Here is a 22,256-nt window from a genome sequence, read left to right on the forward strand (position 1 = left end):
GAGAGGTTGAAATATGGATGCTCATCAGGAATATAAAAAGATAGTCTATCTAATAGCAACAATAGCTGCATTAGGAGGTTTACTATTTGGTTTGGATCAGGGTTTTATCGGTAATGCAGGTGATACTCTTAACAAACTTTATGGTTTGGATGCAAAGGCTGCTGGTAGCTTCAATGCTATATTAGCAACTGGAGGTATATTAGGTACTATTTGTAGTGGTTTTTTTACTAAATTTTTTGGTAGAAAAAACACGCTAATGATTGCAGGATTTGCTTTTCTTGTTGGGGCTTTAGTATCATCATTTTTGCCTCCAATAAACATACTAACATTTTGTAGATTTCTACTTGGTTTTGGTGTTGGTTTAGCATCTTTTGCTACGCCATTGTATCTTGCCGAAACTGCTCCAACAAAGATTAGAGGATCAATTTCAACATTATTCCAGTTGATGATTACTTTTGGTATATTATTAATTTCTCTAACTAACATAATTATCGTAATGTGGTTAGGTCATGAAAAAATTTCATTATCCATGATGTTTAGTGTTATTACTGTTTTTGCATTTTTGATGTTTGTTGGGTGTTTTTTCTTGCCTAAAAGTCCAAGATGGTTATTATCAAGAGGTAGAGACCAAGAAGCTCATAAAGTTCTGACTAAACTAAGAGCTGCTCATGAGATTGATGCTGAAATAGCAGAAACTAAAAAAGTTCTTAATACAGATCATGGCTCTGTAGTAGAAAGTTTAGCTAAGAAATACTTTTGGAAAATACTAATTGTTGGTGTAATCATTCAAATGTTCCAGCAGTTAGTTGGTATTAATATGATGATTTATTATGCACCACATTTTCTATCAGATGTTGGACTTAATGTATTAGTCGCCGCATTAGCAGTATATTTAGTTAATTTCTTATCTACATTCCCAGCTATCAAATGGGTTGAAAAATGGGGTAGAAAAAAACTTTTAACTGTTGGTGCTGTTGTAATGATGTCATCACTAATAGTTTCTGCGGTTTGTTTCTATTTCATTAAACATACTCAAGATCCAGCTGATTTTATTAAGTATGTATTACTTATATCTTGTTTGGTATATATTTTTGGTTTTGCTTGTTCATGGGGGCCTGTTGCATGGACTCTTTGTTCTGAAATTTTCCCTATTAAAACTAGAGAAATAGGTATGACTGTTACAACTGTTGTTAACTGGACGTTTGCAGGAGTTGTGATTGCTAATTCAAATGTTATTATGACTAAAGTAGCATTCGGTGATGTTATTATTTTCTTAGTTTATGCTGCATTCTGTTTAGCTTCTATATTCTTCTTAAGAATGTTTGTACCTGAAACAAAAGGTACTAGCTTAGAGAAGATTGAAGATAATCTTATTTCTGGCAAAAAACTACGCAATTTGGGACAGTAGTGCCCTTTAATAAAGTTGTATATTTTTATCAAATAATGTATTCTTTACTTTGTAATTACTGATAGTTAAATCAAAAAATAAGGAACTATAATTATGAAAGCTTCAGCTAGACATTTATTAGTGCAATCAGAATCTGAGTGTCAACAAATCAAAAAAGATATATCTGAAGGTAAAATAACTTTTGAAGAAGCAGCTAAAAAACATTCTCTATGCCCATCTGGAGCTAGAGGCGGTGATTTAGGCACTTTCTCTCAAGGTCAAATGGTTCCTGAGTTCGATAAAGTTGTATTCAACGATGAACTTCACAAAGTTCACGGTCCTGTTCAAACTCAATTTGGTTATCATTTATTAGAAATTACATCTCGCGGATAATTTTAAATTTCTCATAATTTTCAAATTATTTAAATAAATTTCTCATATAAAAATTTACGGATAAAAATGAATTCTGAAACTAAAAAAGATTTTAGTCAGCTTGGGCTGAATCAAGATATTATAGATACTGTTATAAAATTAGGATACGAAAATCCAACACCAATTCAACAGTATGCTATTCCATATATCTTATCGGGTAGAGATGTGCTTGGTCAAGCACAGACGGGTACGGGTAAAACAGCAGCTTTTGCATTACCTTTAATAAATAATATGGACTTAGAATCTAGAGATAGAGCTCCACAAGTTTTGGTATTAGCTCCAACAAGAGAGTTAGCTATCCAGGTAGCAGAGCAATTTCAAGCTTTTGCTAAGAATATACCAAACCTAGATGTTGCGTGTATCTATGGTGGACAAGAGTATGGTTCTCAAATAAGAGCACTTAAGCAAGGAGTAAAAGTTGTCGTTGGTACTACTGGTCGTGTGATGGATCACATCGAAAAAGGGACATTACAGCTTGATAATCTAAGAGCATTAGTATTAGATGAAGCTGATGAGATGCTTAGAATGGGCTTTATTGATGATGTTAGATATGTTCTAAGTCATGTATCAGATGAATGCCAAAGATTGCTTTTCTCAGCGACTATTCCTACTGATATAGCAGATATTATCCAAGAATATCTAAGAAATCCTTGTAAGATACAAGTAAAAGCAAAAACAAAAACTGCAAATACTGTGACACAAAAATTCATAGTAATAAAAGGCTTTAGAAAGATAGATGCCTTAGATAGATTGCTTGAAGTTGAAGAAACTGATGGTGTTATTATCTTTGTTAAAACTAAGACAAGCACTATTGAAGTAGCTGATAATCTAAAAACTCTTGGCTATAGAGTGGCAGCTATTAATGGAGATATGCAACAATCTCAACGTGAATATATAGTTGATCAATTTAGAAGCGCTAAATCTGACGTTTTAGTAGCTACAGATGTTGTTGCCAGAGGTATAGATCTTGAGCGTATTAGTCATGTAATTAACTATGATATGCCTAATGATTCTGATACGTATGTACATAGAATTGGTCGTACAGGTAGGGCTGGACGTGAGGGTATTTCAATTTCTCTAGTTCCATTAAAGGAAATGAGATTTTTGCGTACTTTAGAGAGATTTACAGGCTCTCCAATGCAAGAAGTGTTTATGCCAAGTGCAAAAGACTTAGCACAAAGTAGAATAGATCATTTCAAGACTCGAATAGCTTCAGCATTAGATAAAAATAAATCTTTGGATAATTATAAAGAAATTATTACAAGTATACGTGATGAGCTAGAGTTAGACTCTGATGAGCTTTTGGCTGTACTTACACTATTAGCTCAAGGTAAGAAATCATTCTTCCCGAGAGAAATCCAAGCTAGAGATGATAGACCTCAAAGAGATAGAAATTTAAGAGGTAACTCTAGAGATGGCGGTAGAAATGATAGGTTTGAGCGTAGAGGTGATCGTAATGATAGAAATAGTCGTTTTGATAGATCTGATAAATTCGACAGATCAGACAGGTCTGATAGAAAGCCTCGTAGAGCTGTAAATATTGATTTGACTACATATAAACTTGAAGTTGGTCGTGATAATGATGTTCAGCCAAGAAATATAGTAGGTGCTATAGCTAATGAAGGAAATATTGATAGCAAGCATATTTGTAATATCTCTATCCAAAAAGATCATACATTAGTAGATTTACCAGCTAATTTATCTCCAAAAGTTATAAGTCACCTTAGAAATGTTTGGGTTGCGGGTAAAAAATTAAATCTTACAGCTCAATAATACTGGTTTCTTATATTCTCAAATAAATAATTTCTTGTGTATTATTCTATTTACCTATCTAAAGTTGTATAATTCATCGAACTATCTATACAATAATTTTTTCTATAAATGAGTAACTATATTTTTATAGTTTCTGCGCCTTCTGGTGCCGGCAAAAGCTCCTTATTAAAAGCTTTTTTAGAAACTGAAATTGGCAAAGAAAATTTTGCTGTGGCAACATCACATACGACCAGAGATCCTCGGATAGGTGAAACCAATGGTAAAGAATATCATTTTGTTTCAATTATAGAGTTTGAAAAGATGCTAGACGCTAATGGCTTTATTGAATATGCTAAAGTTTTCAAAAATTACTATGGCACATCTAAATCTGAAATAGATAAATTACTTGCGCAAGGCAAAAATATAATTCTTGAGATTGATTGGCAAGGTGCCCAACAAACAAGATCTATATATGGAAACAAGGCAAAGAGTATATTTATTTTACCTCCATCTATGGATGAGTTGAGAAAGCGTTTAGAAACTAGAAATACAGACTCTAAAGACATTATAGACTATCGAATGAGTCAAGCAGAGTCTGAAATCTCTCATGCAGATGAATATGATTATCAACTCGTAAATGATGATTTTAGTCAATCATTAGAGCAACTATGTAAATATTTCGAAGAAAATATCCAAAGCTAATAACTAAGGAGACATTTGGATGTTAAATCAAAAACTTATAAAAGACAAAATATCACAAGCTAGACAAGAATTACCTAGTTTGAAAATAAAAGATACTGAAAAGCAACAATATATGCATGAAATACAAGAGCTATTGAAGCAGAATAATGCTTGCTTGGTAGCACATTATTATGTTGATGCAGAAATACAAGAGTTAGCAGAAAAAACTGGTGGTTTCGTTGGAGATTCGCTTGCTATGGCAAAGTTTGGTCTTGAAAGTGAATGTGATACTCTCGTGGTTGCGGGTGTTAGATTTATGGGTGATTCTGCTAAGATCCTTAGTCCTGAGAAAAAAATTCTTATGCCAACTTTAGAAGCTGAGTGTTCGCTAGATTTAAGCTGTAGTAATGATGAGTTTAAAAAGTTTATAGAAGCTAATCCTGATAGAGAGGTTGTTGTGTATGTCAACACATCTGCAGAGATTAAAGCTCTAGCTGATTGGACGGTGACATCATCAAATGCTTTGGAAATATGCTCATATCTGCATAAGCAAGGTAAAAAATTACTTTGGGGACCTGATAGATTTCTAGGAGATTGGATTATAAAACAAACAGGGGCTGATATGCTACTATATGATGGTAGCTGTATAGTGCATGAAGAGTTTAAGGCACAAGCGCTGGATGATCTGATGCTTGAGCATCCCGATGCTGCAGTTTTGGTACATCCTGAGTCACCTGCTGAGATTATAAAAAGAGCAGATGCGGTAGGATCAACTTCTCAATTAATAGCTGCAAGTAAAGAGATGGACAATGATAAGTTTATCGTAGCAACTGATACAGGTGTGTTTTATAAAATGAAACAGTTATCACCTCATAAACAATTTATTCCAGCACCTACTGCAGGTCGTGGTGCAACATGTCAATCATGTGCAAAATGTCCATGGATGAAGCTAAATCAGCTTAAGAATCTAAAAGATTGTTTGATTAATCAAGATAATGAGATATTCGTAGAAGAAACAGTGCGCCAAAAAGCTCTTATTCCTCTAAACAGAATGATAAATTTCTAAGGAAGTATTATGTCTGAAATAATGTTAAATACTAATCAGATTAATAGTGTTCCAGGGAGTGTTATTAAAAAATTAGTAGCAGAATCTTTAGTCGAAGATATTGCTGATGGTGATATTACAGCACAACTTGCCGAAGATGTAGATACGACAGCATTTTGTATTACACGTGAAGATATGGTTTTATGTGGTCAAGAGTTTGCTAATGAAGTTATAAATCAAGTAGATAAAAATATCCAGATAATATGGTTTTATGATGATGCAGACAAAATATCTGCTGGTGAGAAGATTTTTGAGCTTAGAGGTAATGCTCGGAGTATTTTAACAGCAGAGAGAGCAATGCTTAATTTTATTCAGATGCTTTCTGCTACAGCAACAGCAACAAATAATTTAGTTAAATTGATTGCTGATTATAAGACAAAGCTTCTTGATACGCGTAAAACTATTCCATGCTTTCGTATGGCTCAAAAATATGCTGTTACATGTGGTGGTGGATTTAATCATCGCATAGGCTTATTTGACGCATATTTGATCAAAGAGAATCACATCCGCTCAGCTGGCGGCATTGCAAAAGCTGTTTCAAAAGCTGCTGGTTTACAACCTACAAAAACTATAGAAGTTGAAGTGACTAATCTTGATGAGTTAAATCAAGCGATTCTAGCTGGTGCTAATATCATTATGCTGGATAATTTTTCGATTGATGATATAAACAAAGCAGTCGAGATTGCTAAAGATAAGGTAGCGCTTGAAGTATCAGGTAATATAGATAGTAACTCTATAGTCGAAATAGCTAAAACGGGTGTGGATTTTATATCTGTAGGAGCAATTACTAAACATATTACGGCGATAGATTTATCTATGCAGGTTCAATTATAACAATGATTACTAGAAAGCATGATGTAGTTATAGTTGGTGGAGGATTAGCTGGTATAGTAGCCACTATTGAGTTAGCTGAGCATGGATTAAATGTGGCTTTGATTTTTGATCAAAAATTAAGCCATAGCGCAAGCTCGTATGCTCAAGGTGGAATCGCAGCAATAGTTTCTCAAGAAGATACAATACAATCACATGTCAACGATACATATATAGCTAGTGGAAAGATTGCAAATCTTGATAGTATTACAAAAGTAGTGACAGAATCTAACTCCTCAATATCGTGGTTAGAAGAACATGGTGTGGATTTTGATAGAAAGTCAGATGGTAAATATAGCTTACATTTAGAGGGAGGACACTCTTTAGCAAGAATCTTGCATATCAAAGACTATACTGGTCGAGCTGTTATTACTAAGTTATATGAAAATCTAGATAGATTAAAAAATATCACTATATATTCTGAACATAATGTTATTGAATTGATTAAAAAAGATAATAAATGTATAGGCTTATATACTCATGACATAAGTCATAATGTGACTAAGTTTATTGCAAAAAAAGTAATATTAGCTTCAGGAGGTGCTTCAGGACTATACAAATATGTAACTAACGCAACAGCTGGAACTGGTAGTTCTATGATAATGGCTTATGATATTGGTTGTGAGCTTGAGAATTTAGAATTTACACAATTTCATCCAACATGTTTTTTTGCTCGAAATGGAGATCCTGTATTAATATCAGAAGCTATTCGGGGTAGTGGAGCAATACTAGAAACTGAGAAAGGCTTGCGAATAATGAAGTCAGTTCATGAAAGACAAGACTTAGCTCCTAGAGATATTGTTGCACGACAAATATACATAAATATGCAAGCTGGAAGAGATATTTACCTAAATGCTACTCATTTGAGCTCTAGTCAATGGCAAGAAAATTTTCCGTACATATATCAGAAGTTATTAGATAATAATATTGACCCTACAAATGATAGAATCCCAATATCTCCGGCAGCGCATTATAGTTGTGGAGGAATTAGTGTAGATAAATATTCCCAAACAAATATCGATGGACTTTATGCAGTTGGTGAGGTTTCTTGTACTGGTCTTCACGGAGCAAATAGACTTGCGAGTAATTCACTATTAGAATGTATTGTGTATGCACTTGCAGCAAGTAAACATATTTTAATAAATATAAAAGATACTTATCTAGAGGACAATCAACAGTTAAAATTAGTTGAATCTAATTATGATTATACAAAACAAATAACTCATATACGCCAGTTAATGTGGGATAGTGTTGGATTAGTCAGAAAGCAAAACGAGTTAATAAATGTTTATAAAGAGCTAGAAGTATTAGAAAAATCTATTGCCCATAATCATGATTTAGAAAATTACGACCTAAAATTAGAAGCATATCGTAAAGTACTCAAGTTAGCTAAGCTCTCTGTAGAACAAGCAATAAGTAGAAAATATAGTGTAGGAAGCCATTTTCTTAGAGTGTAATATTAGTTACTTTAATAATACCGTATCTTATTTAAATTATTTCTTATTCATTTTCCATAGTAGGCTACTAATGTAAGCTCGTCTATTTTCTTTACAAGCTACCATTAGCAATTTAGTAATTTTTAGATTATGTGCATCAGAAAATAAAATAATCAGCATTTCTCTAATATAGTTAGTATCTAAAGTAATGTAGTTATCCGTACCAATACCTAGTTTGATACCTTTTTTCTCCCACCAGCTGAAAGGGTGGTCTTTGTAGTCTGGGATGGCTGTAGTTAATTTGAGGTTAGAAGAAGGAAGACCAACAACACCAATATTTTTACTGATAATTCTATTTAGAACATCATGTTGATATCTTTCTATTTCAATAGCTGTATGGAATTTTATTTTTGTAAATTCTAAAATTTCATCAGAATTTAGTTTTATTCCATTTGTGATTTTATCTCTAATTGAAGAGTTATTTTCATTCCAATGAATTTCTTGTATCTCTCGATATTCCATAGATTTGTCATCAAGAGGCTGAGAGTTCTGATTAAGTTTTAGAACCTTTTGTAGTAATCTTTGAAAGTAATAGTTCGGATTGATACCAATTGATAGACCATGTTCTAGTGTATCAATATTCCAAATATTTAAAGCATTATCAACTGCTTGCACGCCTTTCTTTAGTGTGTGGAAAGTCTCTCCATGATGTGAGCGAATTTTGAAACCATAATATTGTAGTTTTCTAATTCCTTGTTTTAATGTTTCAAAATGGGCTTTTTTGTAGATATTTTTTTCATCACCAACAGTATCTATATCCTTCATTACATTCTGTAGAAATGGATACTTTTCTAATATATCGATTAGACAATTTACTTGGTATTCAAAACTTTCTTTTTTTGTTTTAAACTTTGTAGCATCAAAAAAATTAGCTTCTTTTCTAAATGATGGAGAAAGCACATAACCAAAATCTGGATATTCTTCTTTGAATTTTTCAAAACCTTCATAAAGTCCAAGAACTACATCTTCTTCTGTTGCCAAGTCCTCATTTAAAATTGCTTCTTTTTCATCACTTGTAGAGCGTGATAGTGTGAATTTAAGTCTAATACTTCCAACATTATATTTATGATATAGTTCACTAGCCATGTGATAAGCGGCATCTATATGATCTTGTTTTGTATTGAGAATAATTTTTGCAAGATACAAAAGATCTAAATATCTTGAGAATTTTTCACCGTCTTTTAAAACTATAAGTTTTTCAACATCTTCTACAGAATTTATTGGTAGTGCATTTTCGCCATAGATATTTACTATTTTTTGACTATAGATATTACCATTTTTACCATCTAAAAGTTTCTTGAGGCGCGTATAAATAAACTCTGCTGAGAGAGAGCCTGTTAGGTGGATATGCTCTTCATGATATTTAAGAGGAAAACTCTTTAAAAAGTCATAAAATGCTATACCAATAGGGTGATTTAGTAAGTCTTCTATATCTAGCTCATCATTATTGAATAATTTGAGTTTTTTTATGAAATCTTGAAGGCATTGCGATTCATGTTCATCTAGATTCTCATAACTTAGTAGTTCAAGGGTGTTAAATATTGATAAACCATTTGTTTCAATAATTATTTTATTTAACTTTTTATTTAGAGAATTAATTTCAGACATTGATTAATTTAGTTAAAATCTTTTTTAATCGTGTAATTATAAAGTTATTTTTATCTATGATAAAGTAGAATTATTAGCAGCGTTTAGTTTGAGTGGAGTTAGACAAATGAAAATAAATTTAAAAGATATCAACCTTGAAGCATTTAAGCCAGGAATTTCTAAAAAGTTATTAGCTAGAGATGATTCAAGAAACTTTCAAATAGACTTTATTAGATTGGAGCCAAATGCAAGATTAAGCCAACATAGTCATCCAGATGTTGAATGGGTATATGTTATAGAAGGTTCTATGTGTGATGAAAGAGGAGAGTTTAGTAAGGGTGATTTTTTTATCAATCCTATTAACTCACAACATTCTGTTGTTTCAGGAGCTAATGGTTGTGATATTTTATGTTGTTGGTGTGGAGAAATTAAAGATTGTTAATATGATTTAAAACTTTTTGGAAAACTTCTTCGATAGATAGGTTGCTAGTATCAACTAAAATAGCATCATCAGCAGGTTTCAAAGGAGCTACTTTTCTATTTCTGTCTTGAAAATCTCTTTGTTCAATATCATTTTTGATTTTATTAAAATCAGGGTTTTCACCTTTTGTCAGTAGCTCATCATATCTTCTTTGGGCTCTAACTTCTGAACTAGCATCTAAGAAGAATTTGTATTTAGCATCAGGGAAAACAACTGTACCCATATCTCTACCATCTGCTACAAGTCCAGCATCAGTTGCAAAAGAGAGCATTTTATCATGTAACATTTGGCGTACTTTTGGATATGCAGAAGTTTTTGATGCTAGCATCCCAGTTTGTTCAGTACGGATAGCTTTAGTCACATCAGCATTATTTAGAAGGACTATTATAGAATCATTTTGAACTTTAAACGATATGTTTAGTGATTCAAGCTTACTACAAACATCATCTTGATTATCTAAATTAGCACCAGCATTGTAGCAGTGTAATGCTGCTATTCTATATATTGCACCACTATCCAAAAGCTTATAGTCAAAGTACTTGGCTAATTTTTTTGATAATGTTCCTTTACCGACACCACTTGGTCCATCTACAGTTATTGTTTTAGAGTTGTTCATTCTCAAAGCCTTGCATAAATTGTATTAATTCTTCAACATCTTCTAGACTAACAGCATTATAAAGACTAGCTCTACAGCCACCGACACTTCGATGTCCTTTTAAGCCATAAAAACCAGCTTTACTAGCTTCACTTAGAAACTTAGCAGTTAAATCTTCGTTTGATAAATGAAATATAATATTCATGTTAGAACGATATTCTGGCTTGATATCATTTTTGAAAATTTTTGAACTATCTATAGCTGAGTATAGTAGGTCTGCTTTTTGGTTACTAAAAGTTTCTACATTTTTCAAATTATCAAATTTGTTAATTAAATATTCTAGAGTCAACTCAAAAGTAACCCATGAGATTACAGAAGGCGTGTTGTAAACTGAATTTGATTTTTTGGTAACTAGATAGTCAAATACTACTGGAATATTATCTTTTGCTTTGATTAAAGAATCTTTGACGATAACTATAGTCAAACCTGGTATACCAGCGTTTTTCTGCGCACCAGCATATATCAAACCGTAATCACTAATATTGATCGGCTTTGATAGAAAGCTTGATGACATATCACAGACTATTTCAGTATTGCAAGACTTAGCAAGTTTGTTAATCTGAAAACCATCTACAGTCTCATTATCTGTGTAATATATATAGTCGTATGTATCAGCTTGGAAACTTTGAGCAATATTATCATCATATTTCACAGCATCTACAGAGATGAATTTAGCAGCTTCTTGAGCAGCTTTTTCTGACCATTGCCCACTACATACATACAATGCTTTATTATACTTATCTGCTAAATTCATAGGTATAGCAGCAAATTGTGCCGTAGCTCCAGCTTGCATCAGAAGCACAGAGTAGTTATCCGGAATATTAAGTAAACTTCTGAGATTTTTTTGAATAGAGGCATGCACTTCATCAAAAACTTTATCACGATGTGAAATAGATAATAAAGATACGCCAGTATTTTTATAATCAATCATCATTTGTTGTAACTGTTCTATTATAGATGTAGGCACAACAGCAGGACCCGCACAAAAATTAATTTTCATAATCTAAAAAAACCTCTAATAATTTGAGCTTATTGTAACATAATTATTTTTACATAAATGATATGTTTTTTACTTGTGAACACTATTTAATCCAATCTCTTGGCTTTATATATTCATATACTTTTTCTTCTTCAGAACCAGGCTCAGGTTGCCAGTTATACTTCCAAGTAGCCATAGGTGGCATTGATGATAGTATTGATTCTGTGCGCCCACCACTTTGAAGGCCAAATATTGTACCTCTATCGAAGACTAGATTAAATTCGACATATCTACCACGACGGTAAAGTTGAAAATCTTTATGCTTTTGTGAATATTCGATATTTTTTCTTTTTTCTACTATTGGTATATAAGCATCTAAGTATGAATTTGCACAATCAGTCACAAATTTAAAACATTCATCAAAAGATTTATCATTTAAATCATCAAAAAACAAACCTCCAACGCCTCTACATTCATCACGATGTTTGAGATAAAAGTATTCATCACACCATTTTTTGAAACTAGGATAGTAGCTAGTGTCATGTTTATCGCAAATATTTTTTGCAGTCTGGTGCCAGTAAATAGCATCTTCCTCAAAAGGGTAGTAAGGGGTTAGATCAAAACCACCACCAAACCACCATATAGGATTATCTGTATCAGCACCAGCAACGAAGATTCTAAAGTTAGCATGAGATGTTGGCACAAAAGGATTGCGAGGATGAATAACTAACGAAACACCTGTGGCAATAAATGATTTACCAGCAAGTTCTTGTCTTTTTGCTGTAGCAGATGGTGGTAAAGCATCTCCGTGTACTCTAGAGAATGCAACGACGCCTTTTTCAAAGATTTCACCGCCCTCTATAATCATAGAGTTACCATAGCCTTTGAGTTTTTGTTCAGGAGTGTTTGGCTTTTGCCATTTATCACTAATAAATTTAGCTGAGCTAGTTTCAGATTGCTCAAGAGTAGATGTGATTTTTTGTTGTAGTTGAGTTAAAAAGTTCTCAAATTGTGTGATTTTTTCTTGCATAAGAGTTATAGCCTTTTATGTTGAGAATTTTATCTTAAAAGAAATATTTAAATATATTATATTTTAACAGTAGGAGTATAAAATTGCTTGTAAAAATATGATTTGAATTTTGATTGTTTATAAGTAGAAGTTAAATTTCACTTTTTGCTTTTTTACGAGCTATTTCTTTTGCTTGTTGTTTTTGTTGTTTATTTAATTTTGCTAATTTTTTGGCATCATCACCAACATGTGAAAACCCTCTTTCAGCAGCTAGTTGAGATTGTTTTTCACGTTCAGCAAAGCGTGCTTTTTGCTCTTCTGTAACTTTATCATAACAATGATGACAGCTTATACCTTTGACATACTCTGGACGTTTTTTGTCCTCTTCGGTGATAGGCATACGACAAGCAAAGCATTGATCATAGCTTCCTTTCTCAAGATCATGATTTACAGCTACTCTTGAGTCAAATACAAAACATTCACCTTCCCACATGGATTCTTCTTTTGGTACTTCTTCTAGATATTTTAAGATACCACCTTTTAGGTGATAAACCTCATCAAAACCTTTAGCTTTCATTAAAGCCGTAGATTTCTCACATCTAATCCCACCGGTACAAAACATAGCTACTTTTTTGTGCTTTTTAGGGTCTAGGTTTTTATCGACATATTCTGGAAATTCTCTAAAAGTCTCTGTACTTGGATTAATAGCATTTTTGAATGTACCTATTTCTATCTCATAATCATTACGAGTATCTACAAGTATAGTCTCTGGATCAGATATAAGAGCATTCCAATCTTTAGGCTCCACATACTTTCCGCAGACTTTATTTGGATCAATTTCTTCGATACCAAGAGTTACAATCTCTTTTTTAAGTTTTACTTTTGAACGATAGAAAGGCATTTCTTGATGATAAGACTCTTTGTAGTCAATATCAGCTAATCTAGAATCAGATTTTAGATATGCTAATAACGCATTTACACCTTCACGAGATCCTGCTACTGTCCCATTAATACCTTCATTAGCAAGAAGTAGTGTACCTTTGACATTGTTTTTTATCATAGTATCAAGCAGAGGCTGGCGCATAGCTTCATAATCTTCAAGCGTTACAAATTTGTACATTGCGCAAACAACTATTTGTGACATATTTATTCCTAGAAATTCATAATTTATATAACTAAAGATTTGCTATTATAACAAATATTACAATTTTTGTTAGAATGAGTTAATAATTGTGTCATCTCATAAATATAGTGTTTGGCTAATACCAGCACAGAAATATCTCCTAGCTCTAGCTAGATGTATAAACTATAATTCTTATATTGCTAGACAACCATCATTTATACCTCATTTGACATTATTTAGCTCTGCTAAAAATATTGTTGAAGATTTTGGGTGTTGGGCGTGTCAGCTTAATTATCAGAATATTTCATTAGATATTGATGATACAACTATAGATAGAGACTCTTATTTTATGAACTATTATCTCAAGTTATCAAAAGCTATACGGCTAGATAATCTTTTTGCTAGTGTAAGAAAATTAGATACAGAAAGTGAGTATAATTTAGATCTTCATGTTAGCTTAGTGTATGGTGCTACTAATCATGACAAGCTTTTGAAATATCAATTTTCTAAAAAAATTATCTTTGACAAAGTAGCTATAATCAAATATCTCCGAGCAGATACAGCAACAACAGTCATGAGTTTTGAGATAGTTAAATCATTTAAACTATTAAATTTGTAGTTTAATAGTTTTACTTTATGATTAGATGTTTTATTATTTTGAGACAGTTTTATTATATTTAATCGTTTTTTATGTTTTTTAAAAATCTTACAGCATTCAAAATTACTGATATTAATATAGATATTTTTGAAGATTCGATGAATAAACTCGCATTTATTCCTTGTAGTAATTCTCAGAAATCTTCGAGAGGTTTTACAAACCCATTTATAAAAGATGAACAATGCCTTTTTAAGTTTAATCATTTAGCTGCATTTTGTTTACTTACTGAAGAAAAAATCCTTCCTGCTCAAGTTATCAACCAACAAGCACAAGAATATATTCAAGAGTTAGAGCTCACTAGATATGTGAGTAAAAAAGAAAAAACACAAATAAAAGAAGATATGGAGCAAAAGCTACTACCTCTAGCATTTAGTAAGTTTAGAAAGATTCATGGCTATTTGGATCTGACTAATAACTATCTAATAATTGATAGTGTTTCAGAAAAGCAAATTACAGAAGTTTTAGATCTATTGCATAGATGTGAAGCAAGATTTGAACCTGTCATCAAAGAAGAGACAGATATTTTAACAGAGTGGCTTGTCGAAGATACTTATCCGGTAGATATTGAAATAGCAGAAAAATGTAAGCTCACAAGTGCTATAGGAGATAGTATTGCAAATATCTCATGTCAAGGTAGTTCGATGTTGAATGATAATATCAAATCATTTATTGATAGTGGAGGGTACATTACAGAGTTAGCTATAACTTGGAAAGAGCAGCTTGCTATGACATCAAATACTAAGTTACAGTTTAAAAGTATTAAATTCTTAGATGGTATAAAAGATCTAAATAAAGAAGATAATGTTGGTCATGAAGTTGATTTATTACTAATGGCAGATATTTTTGCTGAGCTTATTACAGCTATGCAAAGTTGGATCAAAGAAGATGAGAGTTTGTAAATATGACATTAAATGATAATCAATTAAAAGCATACGAATATGGTCTAGCACATCACCCAAGTTTAAAAGAAGGGTGCAAAATTTTTCTAGAAAAAGATTTTTTGAAAGTTCAGCTGACTGAAAATGACGCTACGATAGAAAAAATATTCAATCATGATAATACTAAAGCAGGCTTAGTAGCGTTGCTAAAAAGTGATGAAGTGAAAAATTTATTAGGTTTTGATTTTTCAAATTTGATATCGATTATGTGTATTAGATAGTCGAGATGAATTACTGGTACTCGCAACTGGATTATACCTATTTAGTGAAACCTTTACAAGCAAAGGCTTTGAGCTTTTTTAGAATTAGTTTGGATACCTTCATGGATACCATTAAGAAAATAAATCCTATATTTTAACCTAAATCATCCATCCATGTACAATTTATTGAAATAGCTAAACCTAGAGTATTAGCAAGATATAAAACCTTACCTATTTGAGATGTCTCTTTGCCATTTTCAACCTCGCTAATAAAACGAACTCCTAAACTAGAAATACCAGATACATCTAGTTGCGTTAGCTTTTGGCTTTTTCTGGCTTTTTTTATTATTTTACCTAATTCTTTTATAGATGAGATATTTTGATTCATACAATTTTACCGTACAGTAATATTTATTATCATTTTATATATTTTTCTTATAAATACTACCGATAGGGAATATTTATACCACTCGTCGTTTTAGTCATTTAATTCGTGACACCGTGACAATGCTTAACTTTTCAAATATGTATAGAGGCGTACCCATCAATATAAATATTGTGACAAAACCAATAGCGAAACTTGTGAGAATGTTTGAAATTTTTAATTTCTAATATTCGCAACAAGTAAAGACCGAAGGTCGCTATAAAAAATTAATTTGCTGGAGAAAAATAATATTTTTTTGAGACCAAATCATTTGTTATATAAGGGTTTATTATGTCAATGACAATTTTTTTAAATTTTTTGTCATCCAAATTTTAAAAAAATATTTGCATACTTATCACTGTGATCACAACCATTAGTAATTAACCAAGTCCTAGGCAAAACAAAAGGATTAAAAAATGAAAAAAATAATAAGAATAAAAACAGTAATAGAAATGACAGGATTATCAAGATCAACAATTTATGACTATATGGCAAGAGGATTATTCCCCAGACAAATTACTTTAGGAGAAAATTCTAGAGGCTGGTTATATTCTGAAGTCGATGAATGGCTGGAAACTCGTATTCAAAAAAGAGATCAAGAGGAATGTCATGAGTAGTTTAAAAGAAGCTCAAGTAATATTTGAAGAATTATCTAAATTAGATGATCTTCAATATGAGAGAGTTTATAGAGATAAAGCTAAAGAGCTTGAAGTAAGCACTCAATTTTTAAATAAAAAAGTTGAACAGATTAAAGCTCAATCTGTAAAAGAAAATGATAATATTGTTGAGAGTATTGATTGTTTTGATGGTTCTGTTTGTGGTGTTGAGCTAGCTAATCAAATTGAGAATATATTTGATAGATATGTATTTCTACCTGAGGGTGGTAATACAGCTATTACATTATGGATAATGGGAACTTATGTATTCAATTCATTTAGAATATTTCCAAATTTATCTATTACAAGTCCAGAACGCAGATGTGGCAAAAGCTCAACTCTTGATCTAATTGAGGCATTAGCTAATAAGTCACTATTAACTAGTAACATTACACCAGCAGCTATTTTTCGACTAATAGAAAAATATCAGCCAACTTTACTTATTGATGAAGCTGATACTTTTGTCTCTGGTAGGAACGATGACATGATAGGAATTATTAACTCTGGTCATGCAAAAAATAGAGCTGTAATAATTCGTACAGTCGGAGATAACTACGACTCGAAAAAATTTTCTACATGGTCACCTAAAGTCTTTGCATCTATAAAGCCATTACAAGGAACAGTTATGGATAGATCTATTGAGATAAGACTTCGTAGGAAAACTATCCATGAAATTGTAGATCGGTTACCTGTAAATTTTAAGGATCAATGTTTAGAACTTCGCTCTAAACTTTTAAAGTGGGGAATTGATCATCAAGATGATATTAGCTTTGCCAAAGTATCTTTACCCCGTATTGAAAATGATCGAGCTATGGATAATTGGCATCCACTATTTTGTATTGCTGAAAATTTAAATAGTGATTGGCTTGATAAATGTATCAGGGCTTACAGGGTTATTACATTTAACCGAGATGAAAAAACTCATCAAATACAGCTACTCGAAGATATAGCAGAAATATTTGAAGTTACAAATTATGAGCGTATTTTTACAGCTGAACTAATTTCTCATCTCATACAAATGGAAGAAAGACCTTGGGTTAGTTGGCTCCATGGTAAACCTATAAATGCAAATGCTCTTGCTAAAATGTTAGCAGGATTTGAGATTTACTCTTCAACTCTTAGACGAGATTATAACCGTAAAAAGGGTTATAGGCGTTCAGATTTTGAAGACGCATTTAATAGGTATTTGAGCCGAAATAGCTAGATAAATTAGAAACAAAACATAACAGCAAAGCATTAACTTTGGGTGAGTTTTTAGATGACTTATTATTTTTGTCAAAGTAAGTAAATAATCAAGCTAATTTATTAAGCTATTAAATAAACCCCAAAGGCTAGAGTTTCTCAATATCGTCCGCCCTTAGCTGTAAGCAGGGCGTTAGACAGAGCCGATATTTGATTAACTCTTCGCCGCTTCCCCAAGAATTTGGGGAATGCTCAGCCCACCGTCTGCGCTACGCTTGACCAACGAGTTTCACACGATGGACTAAAGCCGAGCAAAGCACCCTGTCGCAGGCTAAGGGCACAGTAACAAGTTTGCTAGTCTAAGTCCCTCCCGTTTCACTGGCAAAACCCGTTGGTCAACCCTATTGGGCCGACGGTGGGCAAGGCGTAATGCTTCGCATAATTTAATACTTAGAAACGCTATTGTAAAAGATTTATATAACCCAGCGGTCATCTAAATCTACTAGCGTTTCAGATTAGGAGTTAAAAAAATGAAACAACATACATACAAAAGTACAAACAAAAATAGTATCAATATACAACTATTACCATTTATGCTGATTTTATTACCAGTAATATCAGCTATAGCAATTTTGATATCAGCAAGGAGTCAAAACCTACAAGGATTGTTTGCAATTTTGGAGAGAATATCAGGAGGTTTTGGCTTTCATTCTGACTATGGTTGGCTTTGGCGAGCTGTGATATTTTTTCCATTTTTAAGCGTCGCACACTATATAGGTTTTACGATGCTCAAATCTCAGCAACAAACTTTTGGTATTCAGAGTTTAAGATTAGGCATCAGAGCATTATTTATATTTGTTTTCTCTTGCTTTTTAATAGGAGTTGGTTGGGTAATAGCAGTCTATGTATCTAAAGTTATGAATTTTATGAATTTCTACGGAAATATATTCGATAGGGTGGCAACTTTAACAAATCAGTATCCATACATTAAAGCTTACTCTTTGCTAGAGGATTATATATGGGCTAACTTAGTATATTTCTATATGGCACTAGCTATAGTTGCAATAGTTCATGTGATTTTATCTAAAACTGTATATCCTAAAAAGATTGAACCAGTATTTAGTGATTATATTTCAAACATAGCTTCTAGCAATAAAAGAAGTGAAGGATTAACTAGCTCTAAAGATGAGCTTGATGAATTAAAATACAAGCTTGGTAATCTTAAAAACTTTGATCCAAGTAAGTATTTTCAGAATCATCATACTTTCATAGCTAGAGATATAGATAATAGAGCTAAACTTATCTATATCAATGACAGTAAAATTATTAATAGAGAATTACCTCATTTTTCGGTGGTTGGAGCTAGTTCGTCAGGCAAAGGTGTGTTCTCGCAGTCATTTTTGGTGCAAATGATTAATAAAGGTTATCCAGTAATTGCTTTTGATCCTAATAACGATGAGCATGTTATGAAAAACCTAAATTATAACGCTGAAAAGATGGGTAAAAGATTCCACTGGATAAACTTTAAAGACTATAACAGACCGCAAATTGACTTATTACAAAACTGTAGTCCTTATGAGTTTAAAGAGCTAACTAATTTACTATTCCCATCTTTAAAGATCAAAGATACAGATGGTAATTATTATGCTCAATTCTCTAGAGATGCTAGACAAAACTACTATGAGAAAGAGCTAGATGGTGTTAGCTGTATGTATGACCTACACAAGAAAGTATTTGATAAATATGGCGAAGAAGCTTTAAAAGATGATAATGGTAATTTACCTCAATTTGTAAAAGAATTTCTTAACTTTGCAAATATTGAAATGTTTAAAGTTCAAAATAGCTTATCAATAGCTGACGCTATCGAGGATGGAGATGTTATTTATATATCATGCCCAGAAATGTCAGCTGATGATGAAATAACGTATTTATGTAAAGCTTTCTTTATAAGGATTCTACAAATAATTAAAAATAGAAATCCAAATGGATCTAAACATGTCTTTTTGTTTGTGGATGAGTTCGCAGAGTTCGTAAACAAATCTGTCAAATCGGCTATAGAACAAATTAGAAAGAAAGGCTGTACTATGCTAATGAATATGACCAGTTTCGAATCTTTAGAAGGTATAGATTCTGATGTTAATGGTAAATCAGTTATGACAGCTGTAAAAATAAACTCGTTAAAGCTTATTTATCAACAACCACATGAAGAAATATCAGCTAAAGCTAGTAAAATGACTGGCGAAAAAATCATCAAAGTTGAAAGGCAACATATAAAAAGAAATGAAGCCTTAAAAGAGTTAGATCAAATAGCAGAAACTATACAAACATCTCAAAAGACTAGTGTATTTAGCTCAACTCTTTTAGAAAATTTACCAGCTAAAGTAGGTATCTTTATTGGGCAAGGAGAAGCTAAGCTAGTACAAACAGATGTGCTTAGATATCCAAGTGATACCGAATATCCAACTCTTATACAAGCAGAGCCTTATAATTCAAATAAGAATAAACCAACCTCAGAAGATGATAATGATATTATGGGGGCTTTATGATTGAGACTAGAGGTAGAAAAGATCTTATAGAACAAGGCAATAAACGAGTTAAGTTTGCCTTAGATTTCTTAGCTGATGAAGTTTATACTAATAGGCAGATCTTAAAAGAAGTCACTGGTATTACTTCATCTCAAGGTATTGGTGGATTTATCAAAAGGCTAGAAAAACTAGGTTTTGCTAGAGAGATAAATTTACCAAGTGTAGAAGAACCAAATAAAAGTTATAAGATAATAGGTATTACTTCACAAGGTATGGCTGAAACTAATCATCTCGATAGAAGAGGTTTTGAACTAAGCAAATTTAAACATAGTCAACTATTACATAAGTTTCTTTGTCAGCAGATACATTTACAAGCTATTAAACAAAACCACAAATATATTAGTGGCAGATGGTTAACTGATGAATGGTTTGGTGGCAAAAATGTTAAAAGACCTGATGCAATTATCATTACAGAAGATAATCAAAAGATAGCTATAGAAGCTGAGCGAACAATAAAAAGTAAATATCGCTATCAGCAGATAATAGTTCAATATCTGAAAATGATAAAAGCTAATCAGATAACTAAAGTTAGATATGTGATGCCAGATCAAGCTAAGGCTCAAATGGTTGAAAAAGCTATAAAGTCAATAAAATCAGTGACTATTTCAACTAATGGGCAAAAGCGACAATTCAATCTAACTGAAGATGTTTGGAAATGGTTTGAGTTTACACCTATATAAATATGAAAAACTTGAACATTTTATTTTTATCTAATCTTTAAGTTTTTGATTTCTTATATGAGAGTATATTGTTAAATAAAGAAGTCCAAAAATAATAGAAAAGCTGGAAGCTAATAATATAGCAATTTTGATGCTATTCATAAATTGTTCCTGTGAAGCCAGATTGGCAATAAATAGTGCCATTGTGAACCCAGCTCCTGCTAGTATTGCTCCTCCAGTCAATAATCCCCAATTTAGATCAGCTGGGAACTTAGCAATTTTTGTAACTACAGCTAGCCAACTAAATAATAATACACCAATAGGTTTACCTAAGCCAAAAGCTATGAATATAGAAAATATAAGATAGCTATTTATATTCTCAAATGAGAGAGTTATGCTTGCATTTGCTAGTATAAAAAGTGGAAGTATAACAAAATTAACCCATGGATGTAGAGTTACTATTAATCTTTCTATAGGTGATAATGATTCACGAATAGCTATTTCTGCCATATATAAGGTATGCCTATCTTTAGTATCATAACTATTTTCCTTATTTGTAGGATGAGATGTTACATTATTAAGAATATTATATAACCTTGTATCATCAACCCATCTTCTAGAAGGAGTCATTAAACCTAAAATCACCCCTGCAATCGTAGCATGAATTCCAGAGGCATCAAACAAAATCCATATTATACATCCGATTACAAGATATATTTTTAGATCACGAACACCAGTTATAGTCATCAAACGAATTATGATTAATACACTTATTGCTAGTATAATTATCAACCAATATAAATGATGACTATAAAAAAAAGTTACCACAAGTATAGAACAGACATCATCAACAATAGCTAAAGAAAGAAGAAAAATACGTAAGCTATTATTAATTCGAGAACCTAATATTCCCAAAGCTCCAACAACAAAAGCTGTATCTGTAACCATTACAGTAGCCCATGAGGATATTTCTGATCTACCTTGTAGTAGAATAATATAAATTATGACAGGTACTAACATTCCACCGAATGCTGCTAATGTGGCAAACATACCTTCGCGAAACTTGGCTACTCCTCCAAAGGCAAAATACCTTTTTAATTCAAGCGATATGATGAAAAAAAATAGAGTCATTAATCCATCATTAATCCATTCTTTTATTGATTTTGAAAAATCATAAGAACTTATATGAACCCCAAGTTTTGTTTCCCAAATTTGACTAAAACCATTAGCCCAAGGAGAATTTGATAAAATTAAAGCTACTATTGTAGAAAATAATAGTATTAATCCACCTATAGCTTCTATATGTAGAAAGCGAGATAGTGGATTTGATACTTTGTTTATAAATTCTTTAGGTAAGCGTGCTGACTTTACCTCAGAGTCATGTATTTTACTCATGT

General features: G+C 32.1%; 22 protein-coding genes. 15 read left to right on the forward strand and 7 right to left on the reverse strand.

The window, feature by feature from the left end; genetic code table 11:
- Positions 1-13: 13 nt before the first annotated feature.
- From IMS64_RS03910 to nadB, 7 genes are all read left to right on the forward strand, one after another.
- A complete protein-coding gene (locus IMS64_RS03910; RefSeq protein WP_211490960.1) occupies positions 14-1,408 on the forward strand; it encodes a sugar porter family MFS transporter in 1,395 nt (464 codons plus the stop codon).
- Positions 1,409-1,501: 93 nt separating this feature from the next.
- The gene (locus IMS64_RS03915; RefSeq protein WP_004287850.1) at positions 1,502-1,780 is read left to right on the forward strand and encodes a peptidylprolyl isomerase; all 279 of its coding nucleotides are present in this window, start codon (positions 1,502-1,504) and stop codon (positions 1,778-1,780) included.
- A gap of 66 nt (positions 1,781-1,846) precedes the next feature.
- Entirely contained in the window at positions 1,847-3,592 is a 1,746-nt protein-coding gene (locus IMS64_RS03920) for a DEAD/DEAH box helicase (protein ID WP_211490961.1), read from the forward strand.
- A 108-nt stretch (positions 3,593-3,700) separates the two neighbouring features.
- Positions 3,701-4,273, forward strand: a complete 573-nt coding sequence (gmk, locus tag IMS64_RS03925; RefSeq protein WP_042518566.1) for a guanylate kinase — start codon at positions 3,701-3,703, stop codon at positions 4,271-4,273.
- A gap of 19 nt (positions 4,274-4,292) precedes the next feature.
- Positions 4,293-5,318, forward strand: a complete 1,026-nt coding sequence (gene nadA, locus IMS64_RS03930; protein ID WP_211490962.1) for a quinolinate synthase NadA — start codon at positions 4,293-4,295, stop codon at positions 5,316-5,318.
- 9 nt (positions 5,319-5,327) lie between these two features.
- Positions 5,328-6,191: a carboxylating nicotinate-nucleotide diphosphorylase gene (nadC, locus tag IMS64_RS03935; RefSeq protein WP_211490963.1), complete on the forward strand. Its 864-nt coding sequence runs from the start codon at positions 5,328-5,330 to the stop codon at positions 6,189-6,191.
- Positions 6,192-6,193: 2 nt separating this feature from the next.
- The gene (gene nadB, locus IMS64_RS03940) at positions 6,194-7,684 is read left to right on the forward strand and encodes an L-aspartate oxidase (RefSeq protein ID WP_211490964.1); all 1,491 of its coding nucleotides are present in this window, start codon (positions 6,194-6,196) and stop codon (positions 7,682-7,684) included.
- Between the two features lie 36 nt (positions 7,685-7,720).
- Here the strand turns inward: nadB and IMS64_RS03945 are convergent, their stop codons facing one another.
- Positions 7,721-9,331 (reverse strand): amidohydrolase family protein, encoded by a 1,611-nt coding sequence (locus IMS64_RS03945; RefSeq protein ID WP_211490965.1) that lies wholly within the window; start codon positions 9,329-9,331, stop codon positions 7,721-7,723.
- 106 nt (positions 9,332-9,437) lie between these two features.
- Here IMS64_RS03945 and IMS64_RS03950 point away from each other — a divergent pair, with 106 nt between their 5' ends.
- Entirely contained in the window at positions 9,438-9,752 is a 315-nt protein-coding gene (locus IMS64_RS03950) for a cupin domain-containing protein (RefSeq protein ID WP_035736024.1), read from the forward strand.
- Here IMS64_RS03950 and cmk read toward each other — a convergent pair.
- From cmk to trhO, 4 genes are all read right to left on the reverse strand, one after another.
- Positions 9,739-10,407, reverse strand: coding sequence for a (d)CMP kinase (cmk, locus tag IMS64_RS03955; protein ID WP_211490966.1), 669 nt, complete (start codon positions 10,405-10,407; stop codon positions 9,739-9,741). The two genes, IMS64_RS03950 and cmk, sit on opposite strands and share 14 nt — an antisense overlap.
- Complete coding sequence (gene serC / locus IMS64_RS03960; RefSeq protein WP_211490967.1) at positions 10,394-11,446, reverse strand: 3-phosphoserine/phosphohydroxythreonine transaminase; 1,053 nt, start codon at positions 11,444-11,446, stop codon at positions 10,394-10,396. Before serC ends, cmk begins: the two co-directional genes overlap by 14 nt.
- 82 nt (positions 11,447-11,528) lie before the next feature.
- The gene (hemF, locus tag IMS64_RS03965) at positions 11,529-12,455 is read right to left on the reverse strand and encodes an oxygen-dependent coproporphyrinogen oxidase (RefSeq protein WP_211490968.1); all 927 of its coding nucleotides are present in this window, start codon (positions 12,453-12,455) and stop codon (positions 11,529-11,531) included.
- A 130-nt stretch (positions 12,456-12,585) separates the two neighbouring features.
- Positions 12,586-13,578: an oxygen-dependent tRNA uridine(34) hydroxylase TrhO gene (gene trhO / locus IMS64_RS03970; RefSeq protein WP_004287839.1), complete on the reverse strand. Its 993-nt coding sequence runs from the start codon at positions 13,576-13,578 to the stop codon at positions 12,586-12,588.
- Positions 13,579-13,666: 88 nt separating this feature from the next.
- Here trhO and IMS64_RS03975 point away from each other — a divergent pair, with 88 nt between their 5' ends.
- The 3 genes from IMS64_RS03975 (at position 13,667) to IMS64_RS03985 (ending at position 15,374) form a co-directional block, all read left to right on the forward strand.
- Entirely contained in the window at positions 13,667-14,176 is a 510-nt protein-coding gene (locus IMS64_RS03975) for a hypothetical protein (protein ID WP_211490969.1), read from the forward strand.
- Between the two features lie 71 nt (positions 14,177-14,247).
- The gene (locus tag IMS64_RS03980; RefSeq protein WP_211490970.1) at positions 14,248-15,114 is read left to right on the forward strand and encodes a recombination-associated protein RdgC; all 867 of its coding nucleotides are present in this window, start codon (positions 14,248-14,250) and stop codon (positions 15,112-15,114) included.
- 2 nt (positions 15,115-15,116) lie between these two features.
- Positions 15,117-15,374 carry a hypothetical protein gene (locus IMS64_RS03985; protein ID WP_211490971.1) on the forward strand — a complete coding sequence of 86 codons (258 nt, stop codon included), beginning with the start codon at positions 15,117-15,119 and terminating at the stop codon, positions 15,372-15,374.
- A gap of 133 nt (positions 15,375-15,507) precedes the next feature.
- Here IMS64_RS03985 and IMS64_RS03990 read toward each other — a convergent pair whose 3' ends face one another.
- Positions 15,508-15,741: a helix-turn-helix transcriptional regulator gene (locus tag IMS64_RS03990; RefSeq protein WP_211490972.1), complete on the reverse strand. Its 234-nt coding sequence runs from the start codon at positions 15,739-15,741 to the stop codon at positions 15,508-15,510.
- 452 nt (positions 15,742-16,193) lie between these two features.
- Between IMS64_RS03990 and IMS64_RS03995 the strand changes: the two genes are divergently transcribed.
- The 4 genes from IMS64_RS03995 to IMS64_RS04010 all read left to right on the forward strand — a co-directional run bounded on the left by IMS64_RS03995 (position 16,194) and on the right by IMS64_RS04010 (position 20,880).
- On the forward strand, positions 16,194-16,394 hold the full coding sequence (locus IMS64_RS03995; RefSeq protein ID WP_211490973.1) for a helix-turn-helix transcriptional regulator: 201 nt from the start codon (positions 16,194-16,196) through the stop codon (positions 16,392-16,394).
- The gene (locus tag IMS64_RS04000; RefSeq protein WP_211490974.1) at positions 16,387-17,637 is read left to right on the forward strand and encodes a DUF3631 domain-containing protein; all 1,251 of its coding nucleotides are present in this window, start codon (positions 16,387-16,389) and stop codon (positions 17,635-17,637) included. Before IMS64_RS03995 ends, IMS64_RS04000 begins: the two co-directional genes overlap by 8 nt.
- 508 nt (positions 17,638-18,145) lie before the next feature.
- Positions 18,146-20,161, forward strand: a complete 2,016-nt coding sequence (locus tag IMS64_RS04005; RefSeq protein ID WP_211490975.1) for a type IV secretion system DNA-binding domain-containing protein — start codon at positions 18,146-18,148, stop codon at positions 20,159-20,161.
- Entirely contained in the window at positions 20,158-20,880 is a 723-nt protein-coding gene (locus IMS64_RS04010) for a TriL protein (RefSeq protein ID WP_211490976.1), read from the forward strand. The genes IMS64_RS04005 and IMS64_RS04010 overlap by 4 nt, the downstream gene beginning before the upstream one ends.
- A gap of 30 nt (positions 20,881-20,910) precedes the next feature.
- Here the strand turns inward: IMS64_RS04010 and nhaA are convergent, their stop codons facing one another.
- Positions 20,911-22,254, reverse strand: coding sequence for a Na+/H+ antiporter NhaA (gene nhaA / locus IMS64_RS04015; protein ID WP_211490977.1), 1,344 nt, complete (start codon positions 22,252-22,254; stop codon positions 20,911-20,913).
- Between the last annotated feature and the right edge of the window lie 2 nt (positions 22,255-22,256).

Source organism: Francisella philomiragia (genome assembly GCF_018135955.1).
In the GTDB taxonomy this organism is placed as follows: Bacteria; Pseudomonadota; Gammaproteobacteria; order Francisellales; family Francisellaceae; genus Francisella; species Francisella philomiragia.